General features: G+C 42.0%; 15 protein-coding genes. 4 read left to right on the top strand and 11 right to left on the bottom strand.

What is annotated here, in order from left to right:
* Positions 1-121 precede the first annotated feature (121 nt).
* The gene (locus AC58UX_RS03910; protein ID WP_497249779.1) at positions 122-682 is read left to right on the top strand and encodes a helix-turn-helix domain-containing protein; all 561 of its coding nucleotides are present in this window, start codon (positions 122-124) and stop codon (positions 680-682) included.
* 803 nt (positions 683-1,485) lie between these two features.
* On the opposite strand, the gene AC58UX_RS03905 is transcribed toward AC58UX_RS03910, so the two are convergent.
* The 11 genes from AC58UX_RS03905 to AC58UX_RS03855 form a co-directional block, all read right to left on the bottom strand.
* Complete coding sequence (locus AC58UX_RS03905) at positions 1,486-1,737, bottom strand: hypothetical protein (protein ID WP_497249778.1); 252 nt, start codon at positions 1,735-1,737, stop codon at positions 1,486-1,488.
* A 126-nt stretch (positions 1,738-1,863) separates the two neighbouring features.
* A complete protein-coding gene (locus tag AC58UX_RS03900) occupies positions 1,864-2,460 on the bottom strand; it encodes an ATP-dependent Clp protease proteolytic subunit (RefSeq protein ID WP_497249777.1) in 597 nt (198 codons plus the stop codon).
* A gap of 121 nt (positions 2,461-2,581) precedes the next feature.
* Positions 2,582-6,601 carry a DEAD/DEAH box helicase gene (locus AC58UX_RS03895; RefSeq protein ID WP_497249776.1) on the bottom strand — a complete coding sequence of 1,340 codons (4,020 nt, stop codon included), beginning with the start codon at positions 6,599-6,601 and terminating at the stop codon, positions 2,582-2,584.
* 295 nt (positions 6,602-6,896) lie between these two features.
* Positions 6,897-7,997, bottom strand: coding sequence for a nuclease-related domain-containing protein (locus AC58UX_RS03890; RefSeq protein ID WP_497249775.1), 1,101 nt, complete (start codon positions 7,995-7,997; stop codon positions 6,897-6,899).
* Positions 7,998-8,886: 889 nt separating this feature from the next.
* Complete coding sequence (locus AC58UX_RS03885) at positions 8,887-11,115, bottom strand: glycosyl hydrolase family 95 catalytic domain-containing protein (protein WP_497249774.1); 2,229 nt, start codon at positions 11,113-11,115, stop codon at positions 8,887-8,889.
* Between the two features lie 15 nt (positions 11,116-11,130).
* Positions 11,131-12,045, bottom strand: a complete 915-nt coding sequence (locus tag AC58UX_RS03880) for a carbohydrate ABC transporter permease (RefSeq protein ID WP_497249773.1) — start codon at positions 12,043-12,045, stop codon at positions 11,131-11,133.
* A gap of 12 nt (positions 12,046-12,057) precedes the next feature.
* A complete protein-coding gene (locus AC58UX_RS03875) occupies positions 12,058-13,026 on the bottom strand; it encodes an ABC transporter permease (protein WP_497249772.1) in 969 nt (322 codons plus the stop codon).
* 76 nt (positions 13,027-13,102) lie between these two features.
* Positions 13,103-14,725, bottom strand: a complete 1,623-nt coding sequence (locus tag AC58UX_RS03870; RefSeq protein ID WP_497249771.1) for a type 2 periplasmic-binding domain-containing protein — start codon at positions 14,723-14,725, stop codon at positions 13,103-13,105.
* A gap of 219 nt (positions 14,726-14,944) precedes the next feature.
* Positions 14,945-17,248 (bottom strand): helix-turn-helix domain-containing protein, encoded by a 2,304-nt coding sequence (locus AC58UX_RS03865; RefSeq protein ID WP_497249770.1) that lies wholly within the window; start codon positions 17,246-17,248, stop codon positions 14,945-14,947.
* Between the two features lie 121 nt (positions 17,249-17,369).
* A complete protein-coding gene (locus tag AC58UX_RS03860; protein ID WP_497250052.1) occupies positions 17,370-18,512 on the bottom strand; it encodes a glycoside hydrolase family 88 protein in 1,143 nt (380 codons plus the stop codon).
* Positions 18,513-18,548: 36 nt separating this feature from the next.
* The gene (locus AC58UX_RS03855) at positions 18,549-21,062 is read right to left on the bottom strand and encodes a glycoside hydrolase family 2 TIM barrel-domain containing protein (RefSeq protein WP_497249769.1); all 2,514 of its coding nucleotides are present in this window, start codon (positions 21,060-21,062) and stop codon (positions 18,549-18,551) included.
* A 117-nt stretch (positions 21,063-21,179) separates the two neighbouring features.
* On the opposite strand from AC58UX_RS03855, the gene AC58UX_RS03850 reads away from it, so the two are divergent.
* From AC58UX_RS03850 to AC58UX_RS03840, 3 genes are all read left to right on the top strand, one after another.
* Positions 21,180-22,082 (top strand): AraC family transcriptional regulator, encoded by a 903-nt coding sequence (locus AC58UX_RS03850; protein WP_497249768.1) that lies wholly within the window; start codon positions 21,180-21,182, stop codon positions 22,080-22,082.
* A 111-nt stretch (positions 22,083-22,193) separates the two neighbouring features.
* Entirely contained in the window at positions 22,194-23,180 is a 987-nt protein-coding gene (locus tag AC58UX_RS03845) for a GNAT family N-acetyltransferase (RefSeq protein ID WP_497249767.1), read from the top strand.
* Positions 23,181-23,716: 536 nt separating this feature from the next.
* On the top strand, positions 23,717-24,295 hold the full coding sequence (locus AC58UX_RS03840) for a Uma2 family endonuclease (RefSeq protein ID WP_497249766.1): 579 nt from the start codon (positions 23,717-23,719) through the stop codon (positions 24,293-24,295).
* The last annotated feature ends 119 nt before the right edge of the window (positions 24,296-24,414 follow it).

The raw sequence follows: 24,414 nt of genomic DNA, 5'->3' as shown, positions 1-24,414 counted from the left end.
ATCTTGCATATACAATATATTATACATATGGACATGATATTGTACATAGCTAATTGAAAATATTATGCAGCTATGCTACATTGGGTTTATACTTGAGGTATTGCAGGAAGAGGAGAAATCGATGGATCAGGAGCAAATTCACAAAAAGATCGGGAAAAACCTTCAAAATATACGCAAAGCAAGATCGCTCAGTCTGGATCAGGTTGCAGAATTAACAGGCGTCAGCAAAGCGATGCTCGGGCAGATTGAGCGTGGGGATTCGAACCCAACCATTTCTATTTTATGGAAAATTGTAAATGGACTTCATATCTCGTTTACTTCGCTCATTGAGGATAATGTCCCGAAGGTGACTCACATCCGACTCGAAGAAATTGAACCTTTCTTAGAAGAAGATGGGAAATATCGGGCATTTCCGATCGTTCCCTTTGAGCAGAAAAAGCAATTTGAGATCTACACCGTTGAAATTGATGCCGGCTGTACCCATGCCTCGGAAGCCCATTATGAAGGTGTCGAGGAATATATTTTAATGATTAGCGGTGCTCTTCGACTCCGCATTCAAGATGAAACGTATGAGTTGAAAGCAGGAGACGCCATCCATTTCTCCGCCGATCAGCCCCACGTGTATGAGAATTTAGCCGATGTGAAAACGAAGTTTAACACGATCATTTGTTATCCTTTGTAAGGAAAAGAAAGAGCTTCTACAAGCAGATAATCTGCATTGTAGAAGCTCTTTTTTGGATGCTTTACGTCAAGTACAAGCAATAATCGGCAAAAATGCAAATAGGCACTCTTTTTCTGTGATAAGAGCTAAAAATGGATGAATTAATGCAAAAGTGCAACCTTTTAGACCAAATATGGGCCAAAAGAGTCAAATTCGGCAGAAGTAGTTGCCTTTTTGCACGCATTTCAGATTTACAAGTATATGCCATAAACAAGGTTGCCTTTTTGCATTTCACCCCTGTTATCCCTATATGAACATGAACTGAACAAAAACCGACAATCACATTAGCCTGAAAATAAGTATTCCAATAAAAAAAGATATATGACTTCAATAAATATAGCGTTCTTCAGAAGTGCCAAAGAAGAACCTACTGGCGAGGAAGCAACGCGGCTAAAAGAGGAAGTTTAGATTTTTCGTTTGTTGAAGGCAAAAAGACTGAATGTTAACAAACTTTTAAGTTACTCTTAGTTACTTTGAAAAAAATGTAGCCAGGAGTTTAATACCATGAGAAATATTACTTGGAACTGTAATCATTCTTTTAGGAGAAAATGCGATTTGATATTCTTTTACGATCCTGATATCCAAGTTACTCAAGATAGCGAAAAACTCGAGCAAGTTGAATTAGATCAGTAGAAAAGAAAACCGAGTCATTACTTCTGGTTTGGTAATAAATCCAAAAATGATATCAATCTTTAATTTTTCAACAACACATACATTGTTAGAATTAGAATACGATTTAAAGAATAATTGATGGGTAAAACTAATTAAATTGAAAGAGTAGTTGTAAGAATTTGTCCATTAATAAATCTTATCCTTTCTTCTAGAATGAATTCTCTCAACTCTTTGTCATCAGCAGTTCCAATAACATGCTGGATAGCATCAACAGTGAAATTATTATCCGGGTAACACTTAGCTTTCCAGATGGTTGTCCACGTTCCTTCAATTCCTGATCTTCCAATTAAATATACTGCGTTGCTATCTAGTTCCTTTTCTGCATAAATTACTTCATGTTCCAAATTATTTCTCCTAACATAAGGATTTTTAAGTCACTAGTTAAACTTAAACAAAGAAATACCTATTAATAAAATTTATTGCTTCACTATGAATTCACTGAAACTTGGATCATCAAGCTGAAGAGATCATTAATCAGTGTTTAATTTCATATCATGCCTCTTATAATTTACTGTATTGTCTTGGTTGCCATGAATTATTATAGAAATATCATGTCCGAAAGGTAAATCATTCACAATTTCATTGATAACTTCATATTCCAAGGCATCGCTCTCATCAAATCTAAATTCCCGATAATATTTAGCTTCAACATCATCTATAGAAGTATTTTCTGAAATAATGTCGATATTTCTTTCATTCTGATCTTTCGCTAAGTTATAGGCTGCCAGTATTTCGTATTCTAGCAATGGCTGATTAAACGTAGTTGAAACTTCATGAAACATAAACGTTGCAGGTTTTAATGATTTTCTATTCTTAGAACCCAGAAGCAATAAAAATGCAGCTGACCCACAACTAGATAAGTTGTAAGTCGTAATGTTCATTCTGTTGCAATGATTTTCGATTTCTGCAAAAGCAACAAATGAAGAGTCAGTACTACCGCCGTTTGAATTTATAAACAAATCTACCTCCTCAACACCCTCACTCTCTAGAGATAGCAAACTGTCTACAAGCTCATTAACTGAGCGCTCATTCACTTTTCCGGAAAATCTAATAACTGCTCTTTTCATATACTAATTCCTCCTGAAATATAGAGTTCTCTGTAGATTAAGATTCTATTATCACAATAACGTAAACATTACATTTCTTTAGAAAGATACTAATTCATTTTTCACTATCGTAGTCTTGTTCCTAAATGAACAACTTCCACCAGTGCCATTTTTCATATGAATGCATTTCGGTAGTGGTTACTTCTTCTTTGATCAACCTATATTTATCATCAATTTTTCCGTTAATAAGACTTTCCCACCAGAACTCATACTCTCTTACCTTTGCTGTTTGAAGCCCGATATCTTTATGCTGATTGATTTCTTGTAACTGTAGTATAGTAGTTCCAGGCTTAACATTATCTTCAAGCTGCATCATACGGTGGGATACAGTAATGCTTACTTGCTTATTGAGATCGGCTATTTCGTACTTATAATTAGTTGACTGATTTACATAAGAGCGCATACCTAAAAAATAATTTAAATCTTCTGCATTCTTTTCATCTAGGAGTATTGAGTACGATGGATAAAAGAGTTTCTTTGGGATAAAGACTATCGCCTTTTTCATCGCCCTTGTCACGGCTACATTTAAGCGGTTGAGAGAATAAAGAAAAGAAGATTCCTGTTCGATCAATTCTTCATCTGAAACCCCGTAACTTACCATAACAACTTCCGCTTCTTGACCTTGTGCCTTTTCAACAGTACCAATAAGAGGAATGGGTATACCATTAATTCTAAACTCATCTTTGATTAGCTTGATTTGATCCTTATGAGGACAAACAATGAACAGTCTTTCCTTACCTTCTACAGGGTCTTTCCAAACATCTGAGGCGTAGGTTCTATTCTCCACATTGTATCCAGCATAAGAGATTGCAAGTGCTTGTGCACAACTAACGATGATTTTAGCTTCATACAAATTTGCGCGTCCTGTATCAATTTCTTCTAAGGAACATAATGAAAATGGAGCACTTGGTTGCATAATGTCTGCAATCAAGTCATCATTAATTTTGTTTTGATTTAATCCCAAGATTTGTCTTCCAATCTCATCTTTAGAGGCCCTATACTCCTTCCCATAAAGTTTAGAGGCCGAATAGCCACTTATAACATCGTTCATTCTGAAATTATCCGTCAATTGACAGTACGGCATCCCAGCTTTTTGTATCAAATATCCAAATATTGAGTGAGTATAATACTTTTCACTCTCATTAAAATCTACTTTAAATACTGGTGGAAGTTGAAAATGGTCTCCAACAAGTAGTAATCGACCATCATTTTTGAGCTTATTTATTGCTATGAGGGACTCTGCTATTTTTACCTGTGATGCTTCATCGATTATTATTACATCATAGTTAACTTCCTTCTCTACGAAAGTTTGAAGTTGAAAAAATGTACTACCGGTTATTGTTACATTAAATTGTTCTAAAAAATCGTTATAATTCCCTTTGGTAGGCTCACTGAAATTCAAAAATGAACTAAATGCTGATCTATCATTAGATACTATTCCTTTAATCTTACAAATTCCAAAAAAACTCTCATTGTCTCTAAGTTCATTGAAAAACTCGTTTTCATTTAATACCTTTATTATCTTCTTGATACATGTTTCAATTGCTGAATGTGTTTGAGCAGTAATTAATATCCTGAATTTTCCTGTCGGAGTTTGTTTGTAGTACTGCTTAATATGAAAAAGCACCGCATTTGAGATAAAAGTTGTCTTCCCTGTGCCTGGAGGTCCCCACAGAAGTGTCATTTTATTTTTAATAAAATGCTTGTATGCTTCCATTTGGCTTAAAGTCAATCGAGTTTTATTTATTAATTCCTCTTCCTCTTGCTGTGTTATCTCATTGCAATATTCTATTTGAAAACCCTTTGGATCATCTAAAATCGCATAAGCATTCTCTTTAAATTTATCAAAATTGAAAATTGAGTCTAAAATTCTATCCGAAATAAAACTGCTGTGTATTGGAGCTAAAAAGGCGTCAATTCCAACGTCTAGGAACTCAATTGGTATTTGAAATTTATAAGGTTTTACTAAAATTTCGCTTTTCTCTTCATCCCAATCTACTAACTGAAGACCACCTTTAATATCAATATCTTTTATTTCATTCAGTTTGACCCAGCTTTGATTATCATTTCGAAAAATTAAATGCATAATGTTATTGTGTGGTTTTTCGTTAATTTGATTAATTAATTTAAATCGAACAACTCCATCATCATATAATTTAATAAAATTAATGTGAAGGAGACTACCTTTATCGAATTGTTCATTTAATGATTGCTGACGTGAATGAACAAGTTCATAATGCTGCTTAAAATCTTCATATTTGATTATGAATGCCAATTTAGTACTGTGTTCACTAGAATACTTAGTTATTTGAGGGAACTTGATAGCTTGAGCGTTTAGTATCATATCTCTGCTACCATTCCAATAATGCTCAATAATATATATAATACTTCGCAATTGTTCCAACCTAGCAAAAAGGTGTTTTCTTATTACTTTCGCTTTCTCTTCTTTACTGCTTCTTACAACTTCTTCAATGTAAGAATAAAAGTATTCTAGCTTTATATTTTCCCCTAGCTGGGAATAGCCATCAGTTATCGCTTTACCTTCATAAATAAAAAACTTATATAAAGCATCTAAGTTATAAGTAAAATTGATCGGCAAAACACAGTTTTTCTCAAAAAAAGACTTTATTATGGTAAATGGAAAATGCACAAAAGGTTGCAAAGAACCTCTAGTTGTAGGAGCACCTGCGTTTATGTAATTGTGAGAGTAAAAGAGAAACAGCAATTGTTGAGCCTCTTGTTGTAGATCTCTATCTGAAGATTTTTGAACTACTTCACATACTAAATTTGTGAAGTTAATTTGTTCATATTGTTGATAGAAACAGAAGTGATAAGCTTTATTTTGGACAGAATATTTAGAAAGTCTACCATGAATTAGACTAACGAAAATACTGTTCATTTCATGTTGATCATCTTTATTAGGTAACAGTGTGAACACTCTAGCAGGTTTTACTTCTTGAGTCTCTGGATCACGTTCAGAAAATAAACACATTCCATAATATATATTATTGAGTGGATCTTTTTGCATAGTTATACACACATAAACGTCACATTGCTTCGGAAAATCGAAAATCTCTTGATTGATTTTTTGCCAATGTTCATTTTCCTGTCTGCTACTTATAGCTAGTTCGAAGCTACTTAAACGCTTATTTATTGAAGGTAGCTTCTCCAATATATCTCGATGATAATCAATCATTAGAGACAATGTAGGAATTGTCGGTGTGCTCACTCCAAATACTTCTGATTGGATTTCTGAAAGTTGCTTTGAAACGCGCGGCCCAATTTCCCGTAGAAGAGACACATGATCATTTTCAATTGCATCATCTCTACAAAAATTGAAGAATTTACAATTTTCACACTTCAAATCAACATGATAATGTAATTTTTTATAATCAGAACTTGAGATTATGCTTGAAATGTCATCTGACAAAAAGGAGGTAATGATATCAATCGAATCTTTTAGCTTAAAATCTTGGTATCCAACTAAATCACCTTTTGTCCAGACCCCTCCAGTAGCTTCTAACGACTCGTCCATACAATAAAATTCCTTTAACTCTGAGTCCTCTACTATCTTTTTTAAAATCAAACTGTACAATGCCACTTGAATTTTATGGCTTGCTTTAATTTGACTACTAGATTTCATATCAATTATTTTAAGTAGATACTTCCCTGAATTCGGTTCTTTTTTTATTTCTATTAGATCAACCTCAATAGTCTTTATCTTAGAAATCTTAATGTTATAATCTTCATAAAAAGATTCAGGAACTTCAGATTTTGATGAATAGATATAAACTCGACCAGATCTCATTGAATCTAAATATGACGATAGTTTATTTAGTTGAGCTCGTATATCACGCTCAGAGTCCAGTTCGCCCTTAACATCAATAACTGTAAATCCTGTTAGCCTAAGTTGCCCGATCACTTTTTTCTCCCAGTTGTCCCCTAGCATTGAGGTTAATTCATTACTTTCAACTTGTATCCCCATTTCCTTTTGTTTTTTACTAGGTAAACTCTGTAAAAAAATCTGCCTGTCGCACATCGTATGAAAATAACTGGCTAGTGCTGAAACTGATAATGCCTGGTCAGATGATTGTTGCTGCATAAAATCCCCCTATTAGTATCTTACAAGTCTCATTTTGTATGTTATATACAACAAATTAAGTTCTAAAGTTGTTCTTGTTAAGTTTATTCAAAATTAAAAAAATAAATTCCATTTCAATCACAAACATTAATCGTGCATCGAATTATTCGTTGCTATCATCTTCGATAATAGGAAGATAATTCCTCCGACTTTATTGAAATTTAATGTTAGGAGTGAAACAAAAAGGAAATCGCAAAAAAAAAGCCTAGTTGGATGTCCTCAACTGGCTTTTTATCTAGAAATTTATTTATGTCGACTATAGGCTTTCTAATTTCTTCATGGTGAATATTAGTTCATTAATTTTATCTTTTACATCTTTTGAAAGTTGTTGAACATGCCATTCACTACCATCCGATAGCATTACTCCTAATTGAGAAACACTTGGATTTAAGAAAAAGATTTGGTTTCTTATATTCGCGGGCAATAATCCGTAATCCTTCCACGAATTGTAGAATGAGTTTATTTGAGTATAAAGCTTTTTAGGATCATTAGTATCTATCTCCTCCAATTGACTTAAAGCTGCGTTCAATGCATTTTTCTTTACATTTATAGAACTAAAAACTGTAGGGTGTAAAGAATTGTCTTTTAGGATGAATGACGTCCCAATCAACAATGTGATTAATAACGGTGCAGTAATCATTATACCCCGAAACGAAGGCGAGAGCAGAACAGATGTGAGTCTAAATAACCATTGAGTGGAACTGTCCTTTTCAAGTTTTTCGTAGATTTGAATTACTTCCTCACCTGATAAATATCTTTTCGGCTTGTATTCTGTAATTAAGTTTACTAATTCATTAGTTTGAATCGCAAGGTATTGTCTATTGTTCCCATTTATATATACATCTTTATTACTAAAATTAATAATCCCAACTATATCAACATTTGAATTAATTAGTGTTTTCAATGTATCTTCATGACGTTTCACTTGGATGTTCGGATTCGTTGCATGCCTTCCTTCATCCCTAAAAAAAAGATCATCATCTGTAAACAAAATATTACCTTTGTAATGCTTAGTTTCAATGTGAAAGACTCCATTGGTCCCAATAACTATATGGTCGAACTGACTTTTAATTATTTTTTCACCTTTTCGTGTAATAACGATTTTACCATTCATGATTTTATATTGGCTGCTTAATTTTTTTAACTCATTAGCCGTTGATACCTCCCCAATAAAACCATAGATAGTCTTAGTATTAATAAGAGATATATAAACAATTGGAATGCAACTCGCCATAATAAAAAATAAACAAAATTGAAAAAACCAAGTGTTATTGCTCACTATTGATAAAAAAGCCAGTACCCAACCTGTTAATAGCATTATCACACCGTATACTCCAACTTTATCTTTTAAAGCCATTCTTAGGATTTTAGTAGTACTGTTCACAGGAAACCCGCCCTCAAATATGTTTTTATTATGTATTACCATTATTGGGATGTTACATTCCTCAGCCACTATTAAATATTTTCAAATCTTTGCAAATCCGAAAAAATGAGAACGTATGTCCTATACCATGACTAAATTACAAAAAATACATAGGAGATTTAATGGACCTTACACTTTATTAGCAATCAGAATTATAAATTTGGATAAATACACAATAGCGAGAACACTGTGTGCACTATGCCTCGGACAATACCATTGATACGATTGATGCAATCTTTAATGGTATTGTCACCACGCCAACAAAAAATGAAATGATAGTAATCTGGAATGCAGACGACTGTTGATGTTGATAGAGGGTTATATTCGCGAGGAACAGATACGAGAGGTTTTCTTTTACCTCAACGCTATCTCGTGAGTTTAATAAAGAATGAGGCAGCCTAGAATTAATTGTAATTCATTCGCAGGTTATACTTCATGCCCTCCTTCTTTGCAAAAAAAGGCCTCCCCAGCCACAAATAGCTTAAGGAAACCCTCTTTTTAACTCATCAGCCAACGGAATTACCATATTCCAGGTTTTCCGCGCCTGTGCAAATCCGCCTGTCCCATCAGCTGTGGCCGCAATAGATCAGTCGGCTTCTCCGATAGCTCCCAAACCAAGCCATTCGCGGAGTAGGCGTGGATGCCCGCATGCTTTTCATCACAGATATTGCCGTCCATATCCTTCGCGATTAACTCGTAGCCACCGGATGTCTTCCAGATAAATGAATCCTTCAGATGGAACTGAGATGGCGGTTCAAGGGAGCTGGTTGAAGTCTTTCGAATAAGCTTCGCATTGCGATCTCATGCACCTCACAAACAGCTGCTAATTTTCAGAAATGACCGGAAAGCCATATAGCCGCCAAGGCTTTAACCCGCCAAAAGGACGAATAGGTCGATCCGCCGCAGAGACTGGTCGAATACTGAGGTCTGGCATTTCTTCACTTTGGTACAAAATAACTTCTTCCCCCTTAGCTAAATGAAGTTGAAGCACACCTTCGCCTTCATTCAATATCATACTGTACGGGGTATCACTTCCACTGATTTTCCAACGAACAAGTCCCTGCCAGCCTGTCTTTATCTGACAGGGCTCCCCTGCCAAGCTCTTCACTCGAATCCATGAGGTTCGACCTTCCCGCCGCACAGCGCTGATCAAAAACGCGCCTTCTGCGCGCAGATCATGAAAGGCTGCTTCGCGCCATTCATCGGGTACCGCTGGGAATACGCGCAGTGTCCCGCCCCAGCTCTGGAGCAGCATATCGTGAATCGCTTCCGCTCCAGCGAGCGGGGTCTCGATCACGGGACCAGCCTCTTTGTACATCGTGTTCGGCTTCAGAATGTGCAATAACGCTTTTAGATAACGAAGCGCTTCGCTTCCCCTGCCTAACGTTGCCGCAATAGAGGCGGCGCCCGTCAGACTGAAGCCACGAAGATCGCCTTCCTTTTGAATCCAATGGTGCAGTGACTTCGCAATGAGTTCACGATCTTCTTCACAATCACACCCGATCAAGTGAAGCGGGAATATCGCAAGCAAATGGCTAAAATGTCGATGTCCATAGGCTAACGGAGTATCCTGGCCTACCATGAAGCCGGTTTCGTCGACAGGCAGCGGTGTTAATCGCATCAAGACGTTACGCCAGTTTTCTTGGAGCACATCATCCACTTTTAGTCGTTCGCAGATATGAAGCAGTGTCTCGCAGCCCCAACGCAAAAGTGCCAAATCGTAATGGCAGTCCCTTACTTTGGTTTTCATAAAAGAGCCATACTCTGGAGAAATCGTAGGCGGTAGATGAAGATCACCATCTTCTCCTTCTTCCAGCAGGTGCAGATAGTAATGGACGCTTTTGCGCAGAACCGGATACAGCGTATCCTTCAGCAATCGTTCATCCATGCTGTATCGGTATTGCCTCCATAGATTATGGCACACCCAAGTCAAATTCCCGACTTCATCGTCTACCAAGCTATCGAGATCAAAGCTGCAGCTGCGTCCGAGTCCTGCGGAATCGTGCTGATAAGGCTCAGGCACATTCCGAATCAAGCGCTCTACATTCCCTTCAATCGCCCGTACAAGTGATTCTCCGATGTCCAACCGCCCTGACGTATATACCGGCGAGTAGCTCATTTGTACGTTCATATTAAACCAAACCCCTGCCCAAGGTGTCGGCGCAAGCCATGGACCTTGATTATCAATTAACGGCTTATCCGCCCTTGTTGCTGAGGCCAATTTGTACATTTGAATCCAATAAAAGCTCTCCATCTGTCCATCCGGGATAGAAATGAAGCTAGTCTGATAATAACGATGCCACCATGCACGATGAGAGGCTATCCAGTCGTCAAACGGTGTAGCAGCAGCCTTCACAACCGCGTTAACAGCCTCCTCCTGTGCCTGCTCGTCACAGCCATTAACCACAGACAAATAGCAAACTCTTCGCGTTTCAGACAAATGCACTTCTTTATAAGCAGCGACGCACCCTTCGTCGGTGGAATACGTTTGAACCGAAACAGCAACCCCATCCCGAATCGTTCTCACATGCTTTACCTCAGGAATAAACTGGTTCAAGTTGATACCGTCGGCATTCACTAATACAGGATCGACTTCCGCATGCGGATACCACTGCAAACCTGCCCCAGTCTCTCCGATCAACGTTTCAAGCTCCACACACATAACGGGCACTTCACTATGCACAAAAGCACGAAGCTTCACTTCGCCCTTCGTCGTTGTCAGCACACCGCTTACTTCCGCGTTCCACAAATCCAAACGCAGCTTTGTCGGATGATAGATCATCCCTTCCAGCTCCAAGTCCAACTCACCAATTGGCACACGAGGCGGAAAACCCGGACGATCCGTCCGAGTCGCCGTAACATCGGTCCGCCCCGTTACCAAGCGCAGCACATGCCGCTTCTTAGCATGCTCTTCACCGTAAATCATCGCACCGATGAGCCCGTTCCCGATAAAGGCACCCTCATCCCAGCTAACAGGCTTCACAACCCATTCCATATCATTCGGTGCCAGAAAGCTTTTCCAATCCACATCTAAGCTGATCTCATCCCTCATTACCAACACCACTCCTTATCCCTTAATGGCTCCAATTAATGCGCCTTTAACGAAATATTTCTGCAGGAACGGATACACGAGAAGAATCGGAACGGTAGCCACAATAATCGTTGCATATTTCAAAGTTGCAGACAGCATAGCTACGTCGTCAGCTGATGCCCCTCCTGTCATTGAGCTAGCCTCACCTTTCAGCAAAATTTCTCGTAATATCAGCTGAAGCGGGTACAAGCTGCGGTCCTGCAAAAAGATCATCGCATGGAACCATGAGTTCCAATGGCTTACACCGTAATAGAGCAGCATAACAGCAATGACTGGCATTGATAGCGGTAAAATAATGCGGAACAAAATAACAAAATCGTTCGCACCGTCAATCTTTGCGGATTCCTCTAGTGCATCGGGGATGGCTTCAAAAGCCGTTTTCATCAGGATCAAATTGAATGTATTAATCGCATGCGGGATAATAATCGCCCATAGCGAGTTGTTCAGCCCTACCCCTTTTACCGTCAAATAAAATGGGATAAGTCCGCCGCTGAAAAACATCGTAAACACGATAAACAGCATGATTTGCTTGCGATATTGCAAGCTTTTGCGTGAAAGGGCGTAGGCTCCTAAAGCTGTTAATAAAATGTTGAACACAAGTCCTACGATAACAACAAAAAACGTATTTCCGTAGCCTTTTAAAATCATCGGATTCTCAAATACACTCTTATAAGCTTCCAGTGAGAAGCCAAGCGGCTTCCAAAGCATGCCACTGTACGCCATGAGCTGACCGGGATCACTAATCGAAGCTAGCGCAACATAAATAATTGGATAAATAGTCACGATCATGAGAATGGTCAAAAACAGCGCATTACTCCAATCAAAACTTCGTTCACCCAACGAAGGTCTGTTCGTTTTTAAATTAGCTTTCATTTTGATCTCCATGTCCATCCTCCTCCCTGTCTACCATAGACTCGTATTATTTAATTTCCGACTTATCCAATTGGAACAAATCAGCAGCGTGAAATTGATCACGGAATTAAATAAACCAACTGCCGAGCTGAAGCTGTAATTGAATTCTTGCAACCCTACCCTGTATACATAAGAGGATATGACATCCGCTGTTTCATACGTGCCTGGATTGTACAGTAAAATAATTTTTTCAAAGCCTACGTTCATCATTTTCCCCATTTCAAGGATAAGCAAAATAATAATTGTCGGCATAATCCCTGGAATCGTAACATGAATCGCCTGTTTCCATCGACCTGCGCCATCGATGCGCGCTGCCTCATACTGCTCTTGATCAATGCCCGTTAACGCCGCCAAGTAAATAATCGTGCCCCAACCGATATGCTGCCAGACGCCGGAAGAGACATAGATCGGACGAAACATATCCGCTTCAAGCAAAAACGTCGTGCGTTCTCCCCCCATCCATGCGATCAAGTCATTGATAACGCCTTCGCTGGACGTAAAATCTTTCAAAATCCCACAAATAACAACGAGTGAAATAAAGTGAGGCATATAGGTCAGTGTTTGAACGCTGCGCTTGAACAGCGCATTTTTCACTTCATTGAGCAATAACGCTAAAATAATCGGTGCTGGGAAGCCAAAAATAAGCTCGTTTAAACTGATGAGCAGCGTATTTTTAATCGTTCGCCAAAAATAAGGGCCTGAAAAAAACGTTTGAAAATTGTCAAAACCTACCCAGTCGCTTCCCAATATACCAAGCCTTGGTGAGAAGTCTTTAAACGCGATAATGGCCCCGTACATAGGTGCATAATGAAACACAACATAATACAGCAAGACAGGTAATAACATCACATACAGGTATTTATTCTTACGTATATCGAGGATCAGACCGAGCTTAGTGCCCGCTTTCTTCCGTTTATTGGCTAAGAAAACAGGTGTCGATTCATGTTTGATAGCTTCCATTTCATAGTCCACCCTTCAACAGTCTTCTTAAAGATGAACGTGCCAGCCAGTGGCCGACACGTTCTCTGTCAAATGCTTAGCGTTTATTGTAACGATCGAAAGCATCTTGATAAATTTTGAGCACTTTGTCGCTGCCCATTTCTTGAATACGCTTCACATACTCGTCGAATTTATCAATTGGCTCCTTGCCCATGACAAACTTAATAAACATTTCTTCTTTATAGGAGCTGATCGCGGTGTTAAGTTTAGCAATTTCCTTACTTTCCTCTACCGTTGGTGTAATGAAAGTCGGCATAACGTGCTTCACAGCATCCGTCTCTGCCCAAATTTGCATAGCATCGTTTTGCTCTTTATACGTGTTGAAATTCTTTCTGGAATCACCCAAGAACGGCCCGTTCGGCTTCGTATATTGCGATACCATTTGCTGCAAGTTCAATTTAGGATCCTTCGTAATTTTGTCAGACCAAGTTGGCACACCATTCACGAGATTGAAGCTTTCGCCTTCGATACCGAAGTTAAAGAGCGTTGCCCCTTTCTCACTGTAGGCGTAATCCAACCACTTCACCGCAAGTTCCGGATCTTTCGCAGCTGTTGTAACGGCTTTACTTGCTAACGGATTATATTTAAAATCACGCTGACCAATGAAAGCACGTTCCCCCTTCTTCAAGGTTGGGTAAGGTGCTGCAACAAGGTGGTAGCTCGGCTCTTTCTTCTTCGCAGTATCCATCCAGCGGCCGATAACACTAAGCAGACCTACAGTCGCACCTGATGAATTGCTAAGCATTCTGTTATCCAGCGATTTGGAGTCCGTATTCAGGGCAAAATCTTTATCAATAAGACCCTCTGCATACCATTTGCGGAAAAGAGTCAGAACTTCCTTGAACTGTGGATCAATCGGACCATATTTCACTTTTCCTTGATCGTCAATGTAGTAGCGATTCGCTGTTTTGAAAGCACCAATGAAGGCATCTTGAATATTGATCTGGTCGCCTGTGTTGTATTGCGCAGTGAAAGGAGCGGTAGCGCCTTTCTTTTCTTTAAACGCTTTCAACACGGTATACCATTCATCAATCGTGGTTGGTACTGGCAAGCTAAGTTCATCCAACCAGTCTTTCCGAAGAATAGGACCACGGAATACGAGACCGTTATCTGGACGAATCATCGGGAATACGTAGTATTTGCCGCTGTCCGTCTTCAGCATTTTATCCAACTCTTTATCCGTTTGTAAGAGCTTCTTCAGGTTCGGTGCGAACTTATCAATCAGATCGTTCAAAGGAATGATCATTTTATCCGCAATCGCCTTCTCTGGTCCGCCTGGATATTCTTTGCTCCAATCATATTCGATCACATCGGTTAAATTGTTGGAAGCGACTAAGAGATTGAATTGCTCCTTCTTCTGACCGTCGGCAGGATGTGTATATTTAACCTTGACACCTGTATCCTTTTCTAGCTGTTTACCAAAAGCTGATTCTCCTAAGTTAGGAACAAGGGATGTGATATTTGGATTAATTTCTTCCCAAGAAGTAATCGATCCCGTAGTTGCAATTGGATACTTTACTGCCTCAGTAACTGGAGCGGTTGATGATGATGCTGCTTTAGGTGTACTGCTTGCTTCCTCTTTCGAACATGCGGCTAGTAAGCTTGTTGTTGCTAAAATAATGGAGAGTGTCGTGCCAATTGTCTTCATCTGCTTCTTCATGGATATCCCCCTCGTAAATGCTTATTCCTGATTGCTCATGCAGCTCGCAATATCTTGTGCGGTGCACCGATAACGTTATTATGCGAAGATCAGCGCTATTTGGGTATCATCAAAAACAGAAAACCATCTTCAAAACCTGTATTTTCACATCATTAAAATTGAAACTGACGTGCAAAATGAGAAAAAGCCACCCATAAGGTGGCAGCTTCCCCCGCTAGGCTACACAAAGTCTTTGTATTTCCCAGGTGTAATTCCTTCATATTTTTTGAAAATACGATTGAATGTATTGATATCCTCGTAGCCCACTCGTCTTGCAATGTCCACGATCGAGGACGATTCTGCAGCTAAAAGCTTTTTCGCCTCGTCGATCCGCGTCTTATTGATATGTTCAAGCAGCGCTTCGCCAGTCTGAGCTTTAAATTGCTTGGATAAATACGAAGGGGTTAAGTTAAACACATCCCCCATCATCGTAATATTCAAATCGGCGGAACTGAAATTCTCTTTCACATAGGCAACGATTTGTTGACTGAGCTGGTTATGATCCTGCTTACGATCTTCCTGAATGGATTGGCAAACTTGCCTCAACACATCACCGATTTGCACTCTCATCTCTTTGATCGTTGTACACGCCGTTAAGCGGTCAATAGGATTGACCTGATTCATAAATTCCCGCTTATTGCCTGCTCCGATTTCGTCGATGGTTTTGAGCATGGTGGAGATGAGATCGAACATGAGACATTTCGCAAGCGGAACAGAAAGAGATACACCCGATACGTTGATTTCTATAATCTCATCAATCATCGCTTTCGACTGGTCATAATCGCCCGTTTTCACAAAATTAATTAACTGCTGTTCCACATGCAACGGATAATAATAGCTAGATTCACGTTCCTCACCCGCATCGGGTAAGTCATTGTACCCAATAATTTCGCCGCTCCCCATCACCATGCGGTATTCAAGCGCTGCGAGTGATTCCTGATAAGCCACGGGGATGCCCGCCAGCTCTTGATGAATCCGGCTAATCGCAATCGTCAAATGCACATGAAAATGCTCCAACATGAACGCTTTTACCTGTTCCGCGATATGTTCAACCTCATCAGGTTCAGGGTTCTTTTTAAAATTAATAATACATGCTTGTAAATTGTCCAATTCGGTAGAAAATGCTTGATGCTTAATGCCAACAACTTCTTCCGCTACATTCATGATAATAAACTGGACATGCTTGATTTTCTCGGCGTAAGCAAACTCGGAGGACTCCAATTTGCCATAATGATCAACATGGAACAGCAAAACAGCAAAGTGAGACGTCGCCAGCTCCATATTATGAACGGCCAGCGATTCATGAATAGGCACATTACGTTCAAGCGAGCCTTTTAATAAGCCTTGAAGGAAATGAGACCGAATCGTGTCTCGATGCTGCTCCAGACGTTGACCGATCTTCTCTTTCTCCGTAAAGGTATCATTCAGCGCAGCTTGCAGATAGCCGTATTCATTGGAGCCTTCCTTGAAGGAAATGCTAGATCGCGTGGATAAACTTCGAATCAGCTTGCTGATCGGATCGTAATTGCGTTTGAGCATCAGAAACGTGACAACCCCGCCAATAAGGAGACTGAGCGCGATACTAATCGAGATCAAGTTTTTGGCGTATTTCATTTTTTCATCAAAAAGCTCCGCAGGCATCATCGAAATGTACTTCCAACCCGCTCTATTCGAAGTTGTATACGAAACCGCATACTCTTTGTCTTTCATTTGATCATAAAAGAAGCCATTCTCGCTTGTTAATTTATCGACAGACAGAAAATCAGGATTTTTCTCCAATCCCGTTGAAGCAATCACACGATTTTGCCGATCGAGTACCGCTATTGAAGAGTGATTAGGTGACATAATATCCTCAAGCAATTTTGTATCTTTAATCGTAAATAGGATAATAGCACCTGGCTGCTCTGGGGTATCGAGAATAATCGATTTGGCATACATCACGGCTTTGACCGCTTGTCCATCTTCGCGAATCGTCACTGGCGCGTACTCTTGGATATATCTTTTATCAAAAGTAGCCTGCCATTCCTCATAGCTCATGTCTTCGCGCGCCCGAACACGCTCATATAATTGACGACTGTTCATATGATCGCGTGTGGAGACCACGGTATCACTATTTTTGTAATAGACATAAATTTGATCGATATAATCGTTAGCCACTTTATATTTGCGCAAATCGTCTACGATTTCAACGACATCATAATATTGCTCATCCTTCAACGGTTTTGATACCGTAATGAAGCCTGCAAGACGTTTGCTTAAAGCCATCTCGACACTTAAGCGTTCGATACCAGCCAAGTTGCTGTCAATGGCTTGCTCAATCTGTTTGAGCATCGATTCATTGGCGCGATTGACTTCGGATTCAATCACATGCCAGGTTGCGGTATAAATAATACCGCTGATCAGTATAGGAACGAGCAGCACAGAAATGTAGGAAATAAGCCAATTCACCATGACACTCCGCGTGCTAAATCGTAAATTTTTCATTGTCACTGCTAGTTCCCCCGTGTTCAAATTAAATTGATTTCAATTAATTATACACGAAAAGCAAAAAGAAACACCGCTTTCCCTATTGAAAGAAAAGTGGTGTTGCTTCGTCATCAGATGCTTAAAAGATTCGTTGCTTCCAGTCGATAAGCTTCGCAAGTGCTTCAACATAGTAGTAATCGCCGTAAATGAGCGATACGTTCACGTTCTGTCCAGCCGGTTTGTGCCCTGTACCCTGGCGCAGGATAGCTTGGTGCTCCGGCTGATCCCATGTCCCATAATGCTGTGTCAGTGACAACAGCATCCGTTCTGCGGCACGGCGATACAAGGCGCCTTCTTTACCAGGCAGGGCAGCCGCAAGTTCAATTAAACCAGAAGCTGCGCAGGCAGCGGCCGAGGTGTCTCTAGGCTCGTTATCTAGCGACTCTTCCGCGCGGAAGTCCCAATGCGCCACATAGTCTTCTGGCAGACTTGCCAAGAAGTAGTTGGCTACACGCTGTGCCGCTTTCAAATACCGTGTATCCCCAGTGAAACGGTATACATTGGCCAAACCATGCAGCGCCCAAGATGCCCCTCGACTCCAAGCCGAGTGCGGTCCGGCGCCTTGACCGCCTAGTGATTCAATAAGCTCGCCTGTCTTCGGATCGAAGCTCAAAATATGGTTCACCGAGCCGTCTTCACGGATGAACTTCTCTACAACTGTGTTAGCATGCGCTCTGCCGATATGTTCAAAGCGCGGATCGCCTGTCACTTCAGCTGCCCAAAATAAAATAGACAGATTCATCGTTGAATCCACGATGGCCCAACCTAGCTTATCTTGGTTCCATGCGCGCAGGAAATTGCCGGCGATATTGAATCGACCTGCCAGGAAATTAGCCGCTTGCAATCCCCGACGCAGCCCATCTGAATCACCTGTCAGCTTATGTTTAATGACCGCTGTCGGCAAATACTGGAAACCGACATCATGATGAAAATTATTATCCTGGATGCTTTTTTCTTCGAACTTGCCGTCCCACTCCCATGCGGCGTCCTTGTAGTGTTCCTTGCCCGTCATGTCATGCATGATCCAAAGAATGCCTGGCCAAAAGCCTGACGTCCACCAATCGACCCGCAAATCATCATAGATGCCGTCATCTTTGGCAACATGAGGGGATTTCTCCCCGATCTGCTCGATCATTCGGTCAACCTTCACTTGCAGCTCTTTCCATAGGTCAGGCAAAATGTCCTCTAGCTTCTTAGCGCCCTGCCACTGTGATACTTCCATAAGTTCACTCATCTTATTTCCTCCTCTAAGTGGTTTTCACTTCAAAACTTCGATAATAGCTGTTACCGTAGACATTCCTTCGCATGCTGCACTGATCACGGAGGTGTATTTTCGCTGATCTGTTCCAGCGCCATTAGACTTGGAAGCCAATGAGGAGGCTGGACCCCCTGCGCTCACGAAATCAGTTACCGTAATCCCAGCGGGCAATCCACCACAGGTATCCACATAGATGCCTGCACGTCCCCCGGCCAGCTGCACTTGTCTAGACCCACGGATCGTGCCGAGATTATCGAGCAGCTTCCCATCTCCAGCTAATCCAAATCGCACAAAGCTTGCTGCATCTGGGCAAAAGACACCATTCGCGTCGTACGCGCGCACTTCCACGTAAACCCGTCCATCCGCTAAAGTTTCCGACGTTAATTGAATCTCTGTCGGCTCTCCCCAAGCCTCGGACTGATACGTGAATTGCAGCTCGTCGCTCACAACCTCGCCGTTGCAGATTGCTTCTGCACGCAAGTGGTACTCTCCTGCTTGAAGCTCCGTCTCCCAACGAAGTCCCGCACAAGGGAAATCCTGTGAATCGCGCTGCTTCACACCCAAGCTCTCTCCATTCAGGAAGAGTTCAACTTGCTCAGCGTTGGAATACACTTTGATTAGCTTGCGTTCGCCCTCAGCGCCCCAACGAATCGGCATCGTATGACCGTAGATGCGAACCATTGGCTTCTCTGACCAGTACGATTGGAACACATAAAAGGCTTCCTTCGGCGTCAGATCACGTTCGACGATTCCCTTCATGTTCAGATACGGAATTGGTGAATCCGGGCGTACCGGTGTGGCAAAATCTTTGAACGACCACTGGGCTGCACCTGTCAGCCAATCCATCTTCTCCTGGGATTTCAAGTACCAATCGATCATTTCACAGAAGTACGTTTCTGACCAATCGCCATCACGGGATACACGCGGCTCGCCGCCAGTTAACAAATAATCCCCGTCACGCTCGTCCGTGACACCATCGGCTTTTTTCATAAAGGCAAAGCCCGTGTACGGCTTCTCTACATGCCGAGTTGGTAAATTATCCGCGCCCCACTCCATATGGAAGAACGAATCCACATTTTCAAATGCGGTCTGACAGCTTGACTCATAGTCGGTATAAACACCCCGGTACCAGCCTGCCCAAATGGAAGGCGAATACACATCAATAATATCCTTGCAAAATTCACATCGGCGAATCGCGGTTAATCGGCTAGGATCAAGCTCATGTGAGAGATCATGCAATCGCTTCATAAAGGTACGAATTTCCTGCTGATCAAAATGATCGAAATCGCACTCCCAATCGTTCTCATTGCCGAGTCCCCATAAAATTACAGATGGATGATTATAATGCTGTTCAATCATTGCCGTAAGCATATCAATGCATTGCTCACGGTATTCTGGACCACCCAGTCCACCGCGGCACCATGGAATTTCCTCCCAGACGAGAATCCCTAATTCATCGCAGAGATTGAGCACAATGCGAGATTGCTGATAATGACCGAGGCGGATAAAATTAGCCCCCATCGCCTTGATTAGCTGCATCTCTTCTCTGAGCATGTCCTCGGTCATCGCCGCCCCGACTGCAGCGTGATCCTCATGGCGATGCGTGCCACGCAGCAAAAGGCGCTCGCCGTTCAGCTTGAACGGACCTTGTTTGAGAAATTCAAACGTGCGGAAGCCGAACCGTTCTTGGCTTGTCGTTTCGCCATCTTCGCAGAGGAGGGAAACGGAGCAGTAATATAAGTAAGGATCAGAAACTGACCATAGGTGTGGAGTCGACACATCGAAAGCCGCGATCTCTTTCTCACCCTGCCAGGCAGGCACCGAAATCTCCTTACGATCAACGATCGTTCCGTCTTGCTGCTTCAGCTCGATGGTGAGTTTGATATTCTCTGCGAGCTGATCCGGATTGTATAATTTCGCACGTACCTTTACATTCCCGCTTCCTGCTGTATGTGCAGAGACAACTTCCACTTGCGTTTCCACATGTACTTGAGCCAAAGAAATCTGCGGCACATACACGAGATTTAGATAGCGATAGACACCGCCATATAGATTAAAATCACTCGCATCCGAAGGAATCGTCTCTAGCTCTCGGCTGTTATCACAAGCAATCGCGACGGGAGTAATGCCCGCATATCGCTCAATACCTTTGGCTTTTTCGATTGCTTCCGTAATATCAACCGTAAATTCATCATATCCGCCAAGGTGGGAATCCACCTTCTCCGTGTACACATACACGTCCGTCCGCTGCCCCGCGCCTTCAAAATGCAGCAGCGTTCTGCCCTTCGGATACGGGTTATTCACCTCCAGCTTGGTTCGATACCAGCCTTGTCCTTGATAATATTTGGTATCCGGGTCCATCACATCATACCCGTTGTATGTATGTGGAAGCGTAACCGATTCCCATGGCACATTATAATGATTTTGCAGCTTATCTGAACGCCACACCTCCCAGACACCTCCTAAGGATCCGCGATAGTGCTCCCATTGCTCAATTAAACGTTGCTTCAACATGTTACTTGTCTCCTCCTAGTTGCGCTTTCACTTGTCTCCATCGTATCAAAAAAAAGGCTAAAAAAGTTTAGCCCTCTTATGATAAAATGTTGTTAGATTACGGCGAGGAGATCACCTATGAAGCTGATGAACTACTTAAACTTAAATGTGCATCCTGTGCAACTATCGTTTTTCAAAGATAGAACCCACACCTTCGAGGAAGTGTTTCATGCCCATCAAGGCATGGAGCTGCTTGTCGTCCATGAAGGCACAGGGATTGTCGTAATAGAACAACAAATTGTCGAGCTGCAGCCTGGCACGATTTTCTGTTTCAGACCTTTTCAGCTGCATCGAATACGTATCCATAATTTGCCTCAGGATCGCTACGTTCGATCGCTATTTGTACTGGAGCCAGCCTTGCTGGAGTCCGCTTATGCCATATTCCCAGCACTCCGCGAGTTTCTTAGGAAGCTATGGAAGGACCCCTTCATGCCGCAGGCATTCCGAAGCGAAAACTTGGCGGAGCTTGAAGTTTTACTGCGGAGCTACACGTCTAGGCTTGTTGCGGCCAAGGACCGTGGGCCGGAACGACTGCTGGAAGAGCAGGTGCTCTTCCTCACCGCCTTCTTGCACCAGCTTCGCACGGATTCGGACAAGGCCGCTAAGTCCCAATCGGATTCCATTCCTATGCTTACTCTGAAAGGCTCATCAACAGCTGAGCGAATGCTTGCTTGGATCGAGTCGCATTACATGGAGCCGTTCAAACTGGACGAGCTTGCTTCGGCGGTTCACCTGTCGCCAAACCATGTATCCGCTACATTTCATCAATCCATTGGCAGCACAATTACGGAGTATTTAACCGCCAGAAGGATCAGGCAAGCCTGCTGGCTTCTACGCACGACGGATATGTCGGTTCAAGATATCGGAGAGGCTGTCGGTTTAGGTAATTTCTCTTACTTCTGTCAACTGTTTAAGAAGCATGTGGGGTTCACGCCCTACAAATTCAAAGGGATGAGTGCTTATACGATTTTTATCGAGTGATCTGAGGTTGGGGGTAGAATGTTTAATTATATCCAGACTTTACCATGAAACCCCTCTCTTGGCATGTGATAATGACATCAAAAGATTCTAAACCTTAATGGGGGTCATCACGTGCCAAATTGGTTCATTCGAAAATTACAGCAACCCGACGATTTCATCGCTGTAGCACCTCTTCTCAATCTGATCTGGTCGGAGCCTACAACAGCGGAACAGCTAAATGAAGATGAGGACAAAATTCCACCCGGCAAGCTGCATTATAATGAAGAAGGACAACTAATGGGATGGGATCGTCCCAAATGGGTGGCAGAAGACGAGAACGGACAAGTGGTGGCCTATGCCATTGCCTGGCGTGCTCCATGGACGGAGCCTGGCGCACTGATCTATAACCTTGTTGTTGACCCGAAAATACGTGGGAACGGTGTAGGAAATGCCTTGTATGAGGTGCTTCGTAAATGGGCTCTTGAAGTTAAAGCCACTCGGCTCATTGGACACATGAAAGAGACCGACGAGCGGTCACTTGAATTTGCTGAGCGTCGCAACCACGTCAAAGATCGCCACTTGTTCGAATCCGTTCTTGACTTGGCCTCTTTTGATGGCGGTTCACTTGTTGATGCGATTCAAGAGTCAGAACGCGCGGGCATCCAGTTCATCACACTCGCGGATGAGCCTGGGGAGGCAAGTGAGCGGAAGTTACACGAGCTGTATAAGATCACGCATCCAGATATCCCGGGCTACTCCGGCGACTTTCCTTGGTTCGAGGAATGGAAAAAGTGGACCATCGCGCAAAACGGTGTACGCCCCGAATGGATCCACATCGCCAAAGATGGCGACCGCTACATCGGTGTTGTCACCTTGCAGCAAAATGAGCAGACCAAAGCGATGTATCATGAATACACCGGTGTACTTCCCGAATACCGAGGCCGCCGGATTGCACTCGCTTTGAAGATGCTCGGTGTCCAAACCGCACTCGCATGCGGTGTACCCTACTTGAAAACTCACAATGATTCCATGAATGGCCCAATGCTGCATATCAACCGCGATATCATCGGCTTCCGCGCGGAGCCGGGCAGCTATAAGATGGTTTGTGAGCTTGGATGAGAAATGGAGCTAAGTGGCATGTTTGCGCTTAGCTCCTTTTGTTTGTTGCCTGCTCATGGCTGGGCAAAAATGCGAAAGTACACTTATTTTCGGGGAAAATGAGCTAAATATGAGAAATTATTGCGAAAGCGCAACCTTTAAACCCAAAAAGGTGCCAAAAAGAGGAGTACTGGCAGAAATAAGTGCTTTTTTGCACGCATTTCCAAACAAGACCTTATAGGGATAAAAAAGGATGCCTATTTGCACTTTTGCTTATATTATCGGTAACTAACACTTCCGCGCGTTTTAAACAACCGCCATCTTGACATCCGCTATTTTCATGCCGTACAAGCTTTTTAAATACAATTGAAACTCATCTAAGAATCGGTCAGTTCTCTTCGCTTCAACCGATGTACGGTCGCAACTTCCTAATTCTTAGCTCCTGGATTAGTGAATGATTAGGGGATTGTATGTTCTAAAGTCCATTCGGTACGTTACTCACGAGCGTTTTCGTATGCTATACTGGATACAAGTAGTAGTAAATGGAGGTGATGTCCGTGACAGATAAAAACCGATCCAAACCATCCCATTTGGTAAAAGAACATCAAGAAGTCTACGATCACAATGACCGTCATGAAATTATTGACGGCGTTCGTTACGATTGTAAGCCATCTCCTGCAGTTGATCACCAAGTGTTGGTAACCGAACTTAATTATGCATTACGGACAACTTGCAGCCAGAACGGCATCATTCTCGTGGCACCAATGGATGTACATTTGAGCGAACAAAACACTGTTCAGCCCGATCTCATTTTTATCTCAAATGAAAACGCACATATCATCGTCAACCGCAAAATTGTAGGCGTACCCGATCTTTTGGTTGAAATTCTCTCCCCAAGTACGGGGAGCCATGATAAAATCCGCAAAAAATCATTATACGAACGATTCGGTGTTAAGGAATATTGGATTGTCGATCCGGTGATACACACCATTGACCAATTTATGCTTGAAGGACAGAAGCTGCAGCTGCATGCTACTTACGGGACTGGGGACAGACTTTCTTCGGACATCATGACTTGCCTTGATATTGATCTTAACTCGTTATTTGCAGCTATTGCTAGGTTCCAAGAAAACTAACTTTCAAATCTCGTGACAATACGCAATCCTTCAGCTATAGTTAACCTTATATATTGTTGCGCGTGAAGCACACCGCTCCTTACCAAACTGGGAGGGCGGTGTGCTTTTTTTGTCTCAAC

The organism is Paenibacillus sp. J22P90 (assembly GCF_059692195.1).
This window is presented reverse-complemented; position numbering and strand designations above follow the sequence as displayed.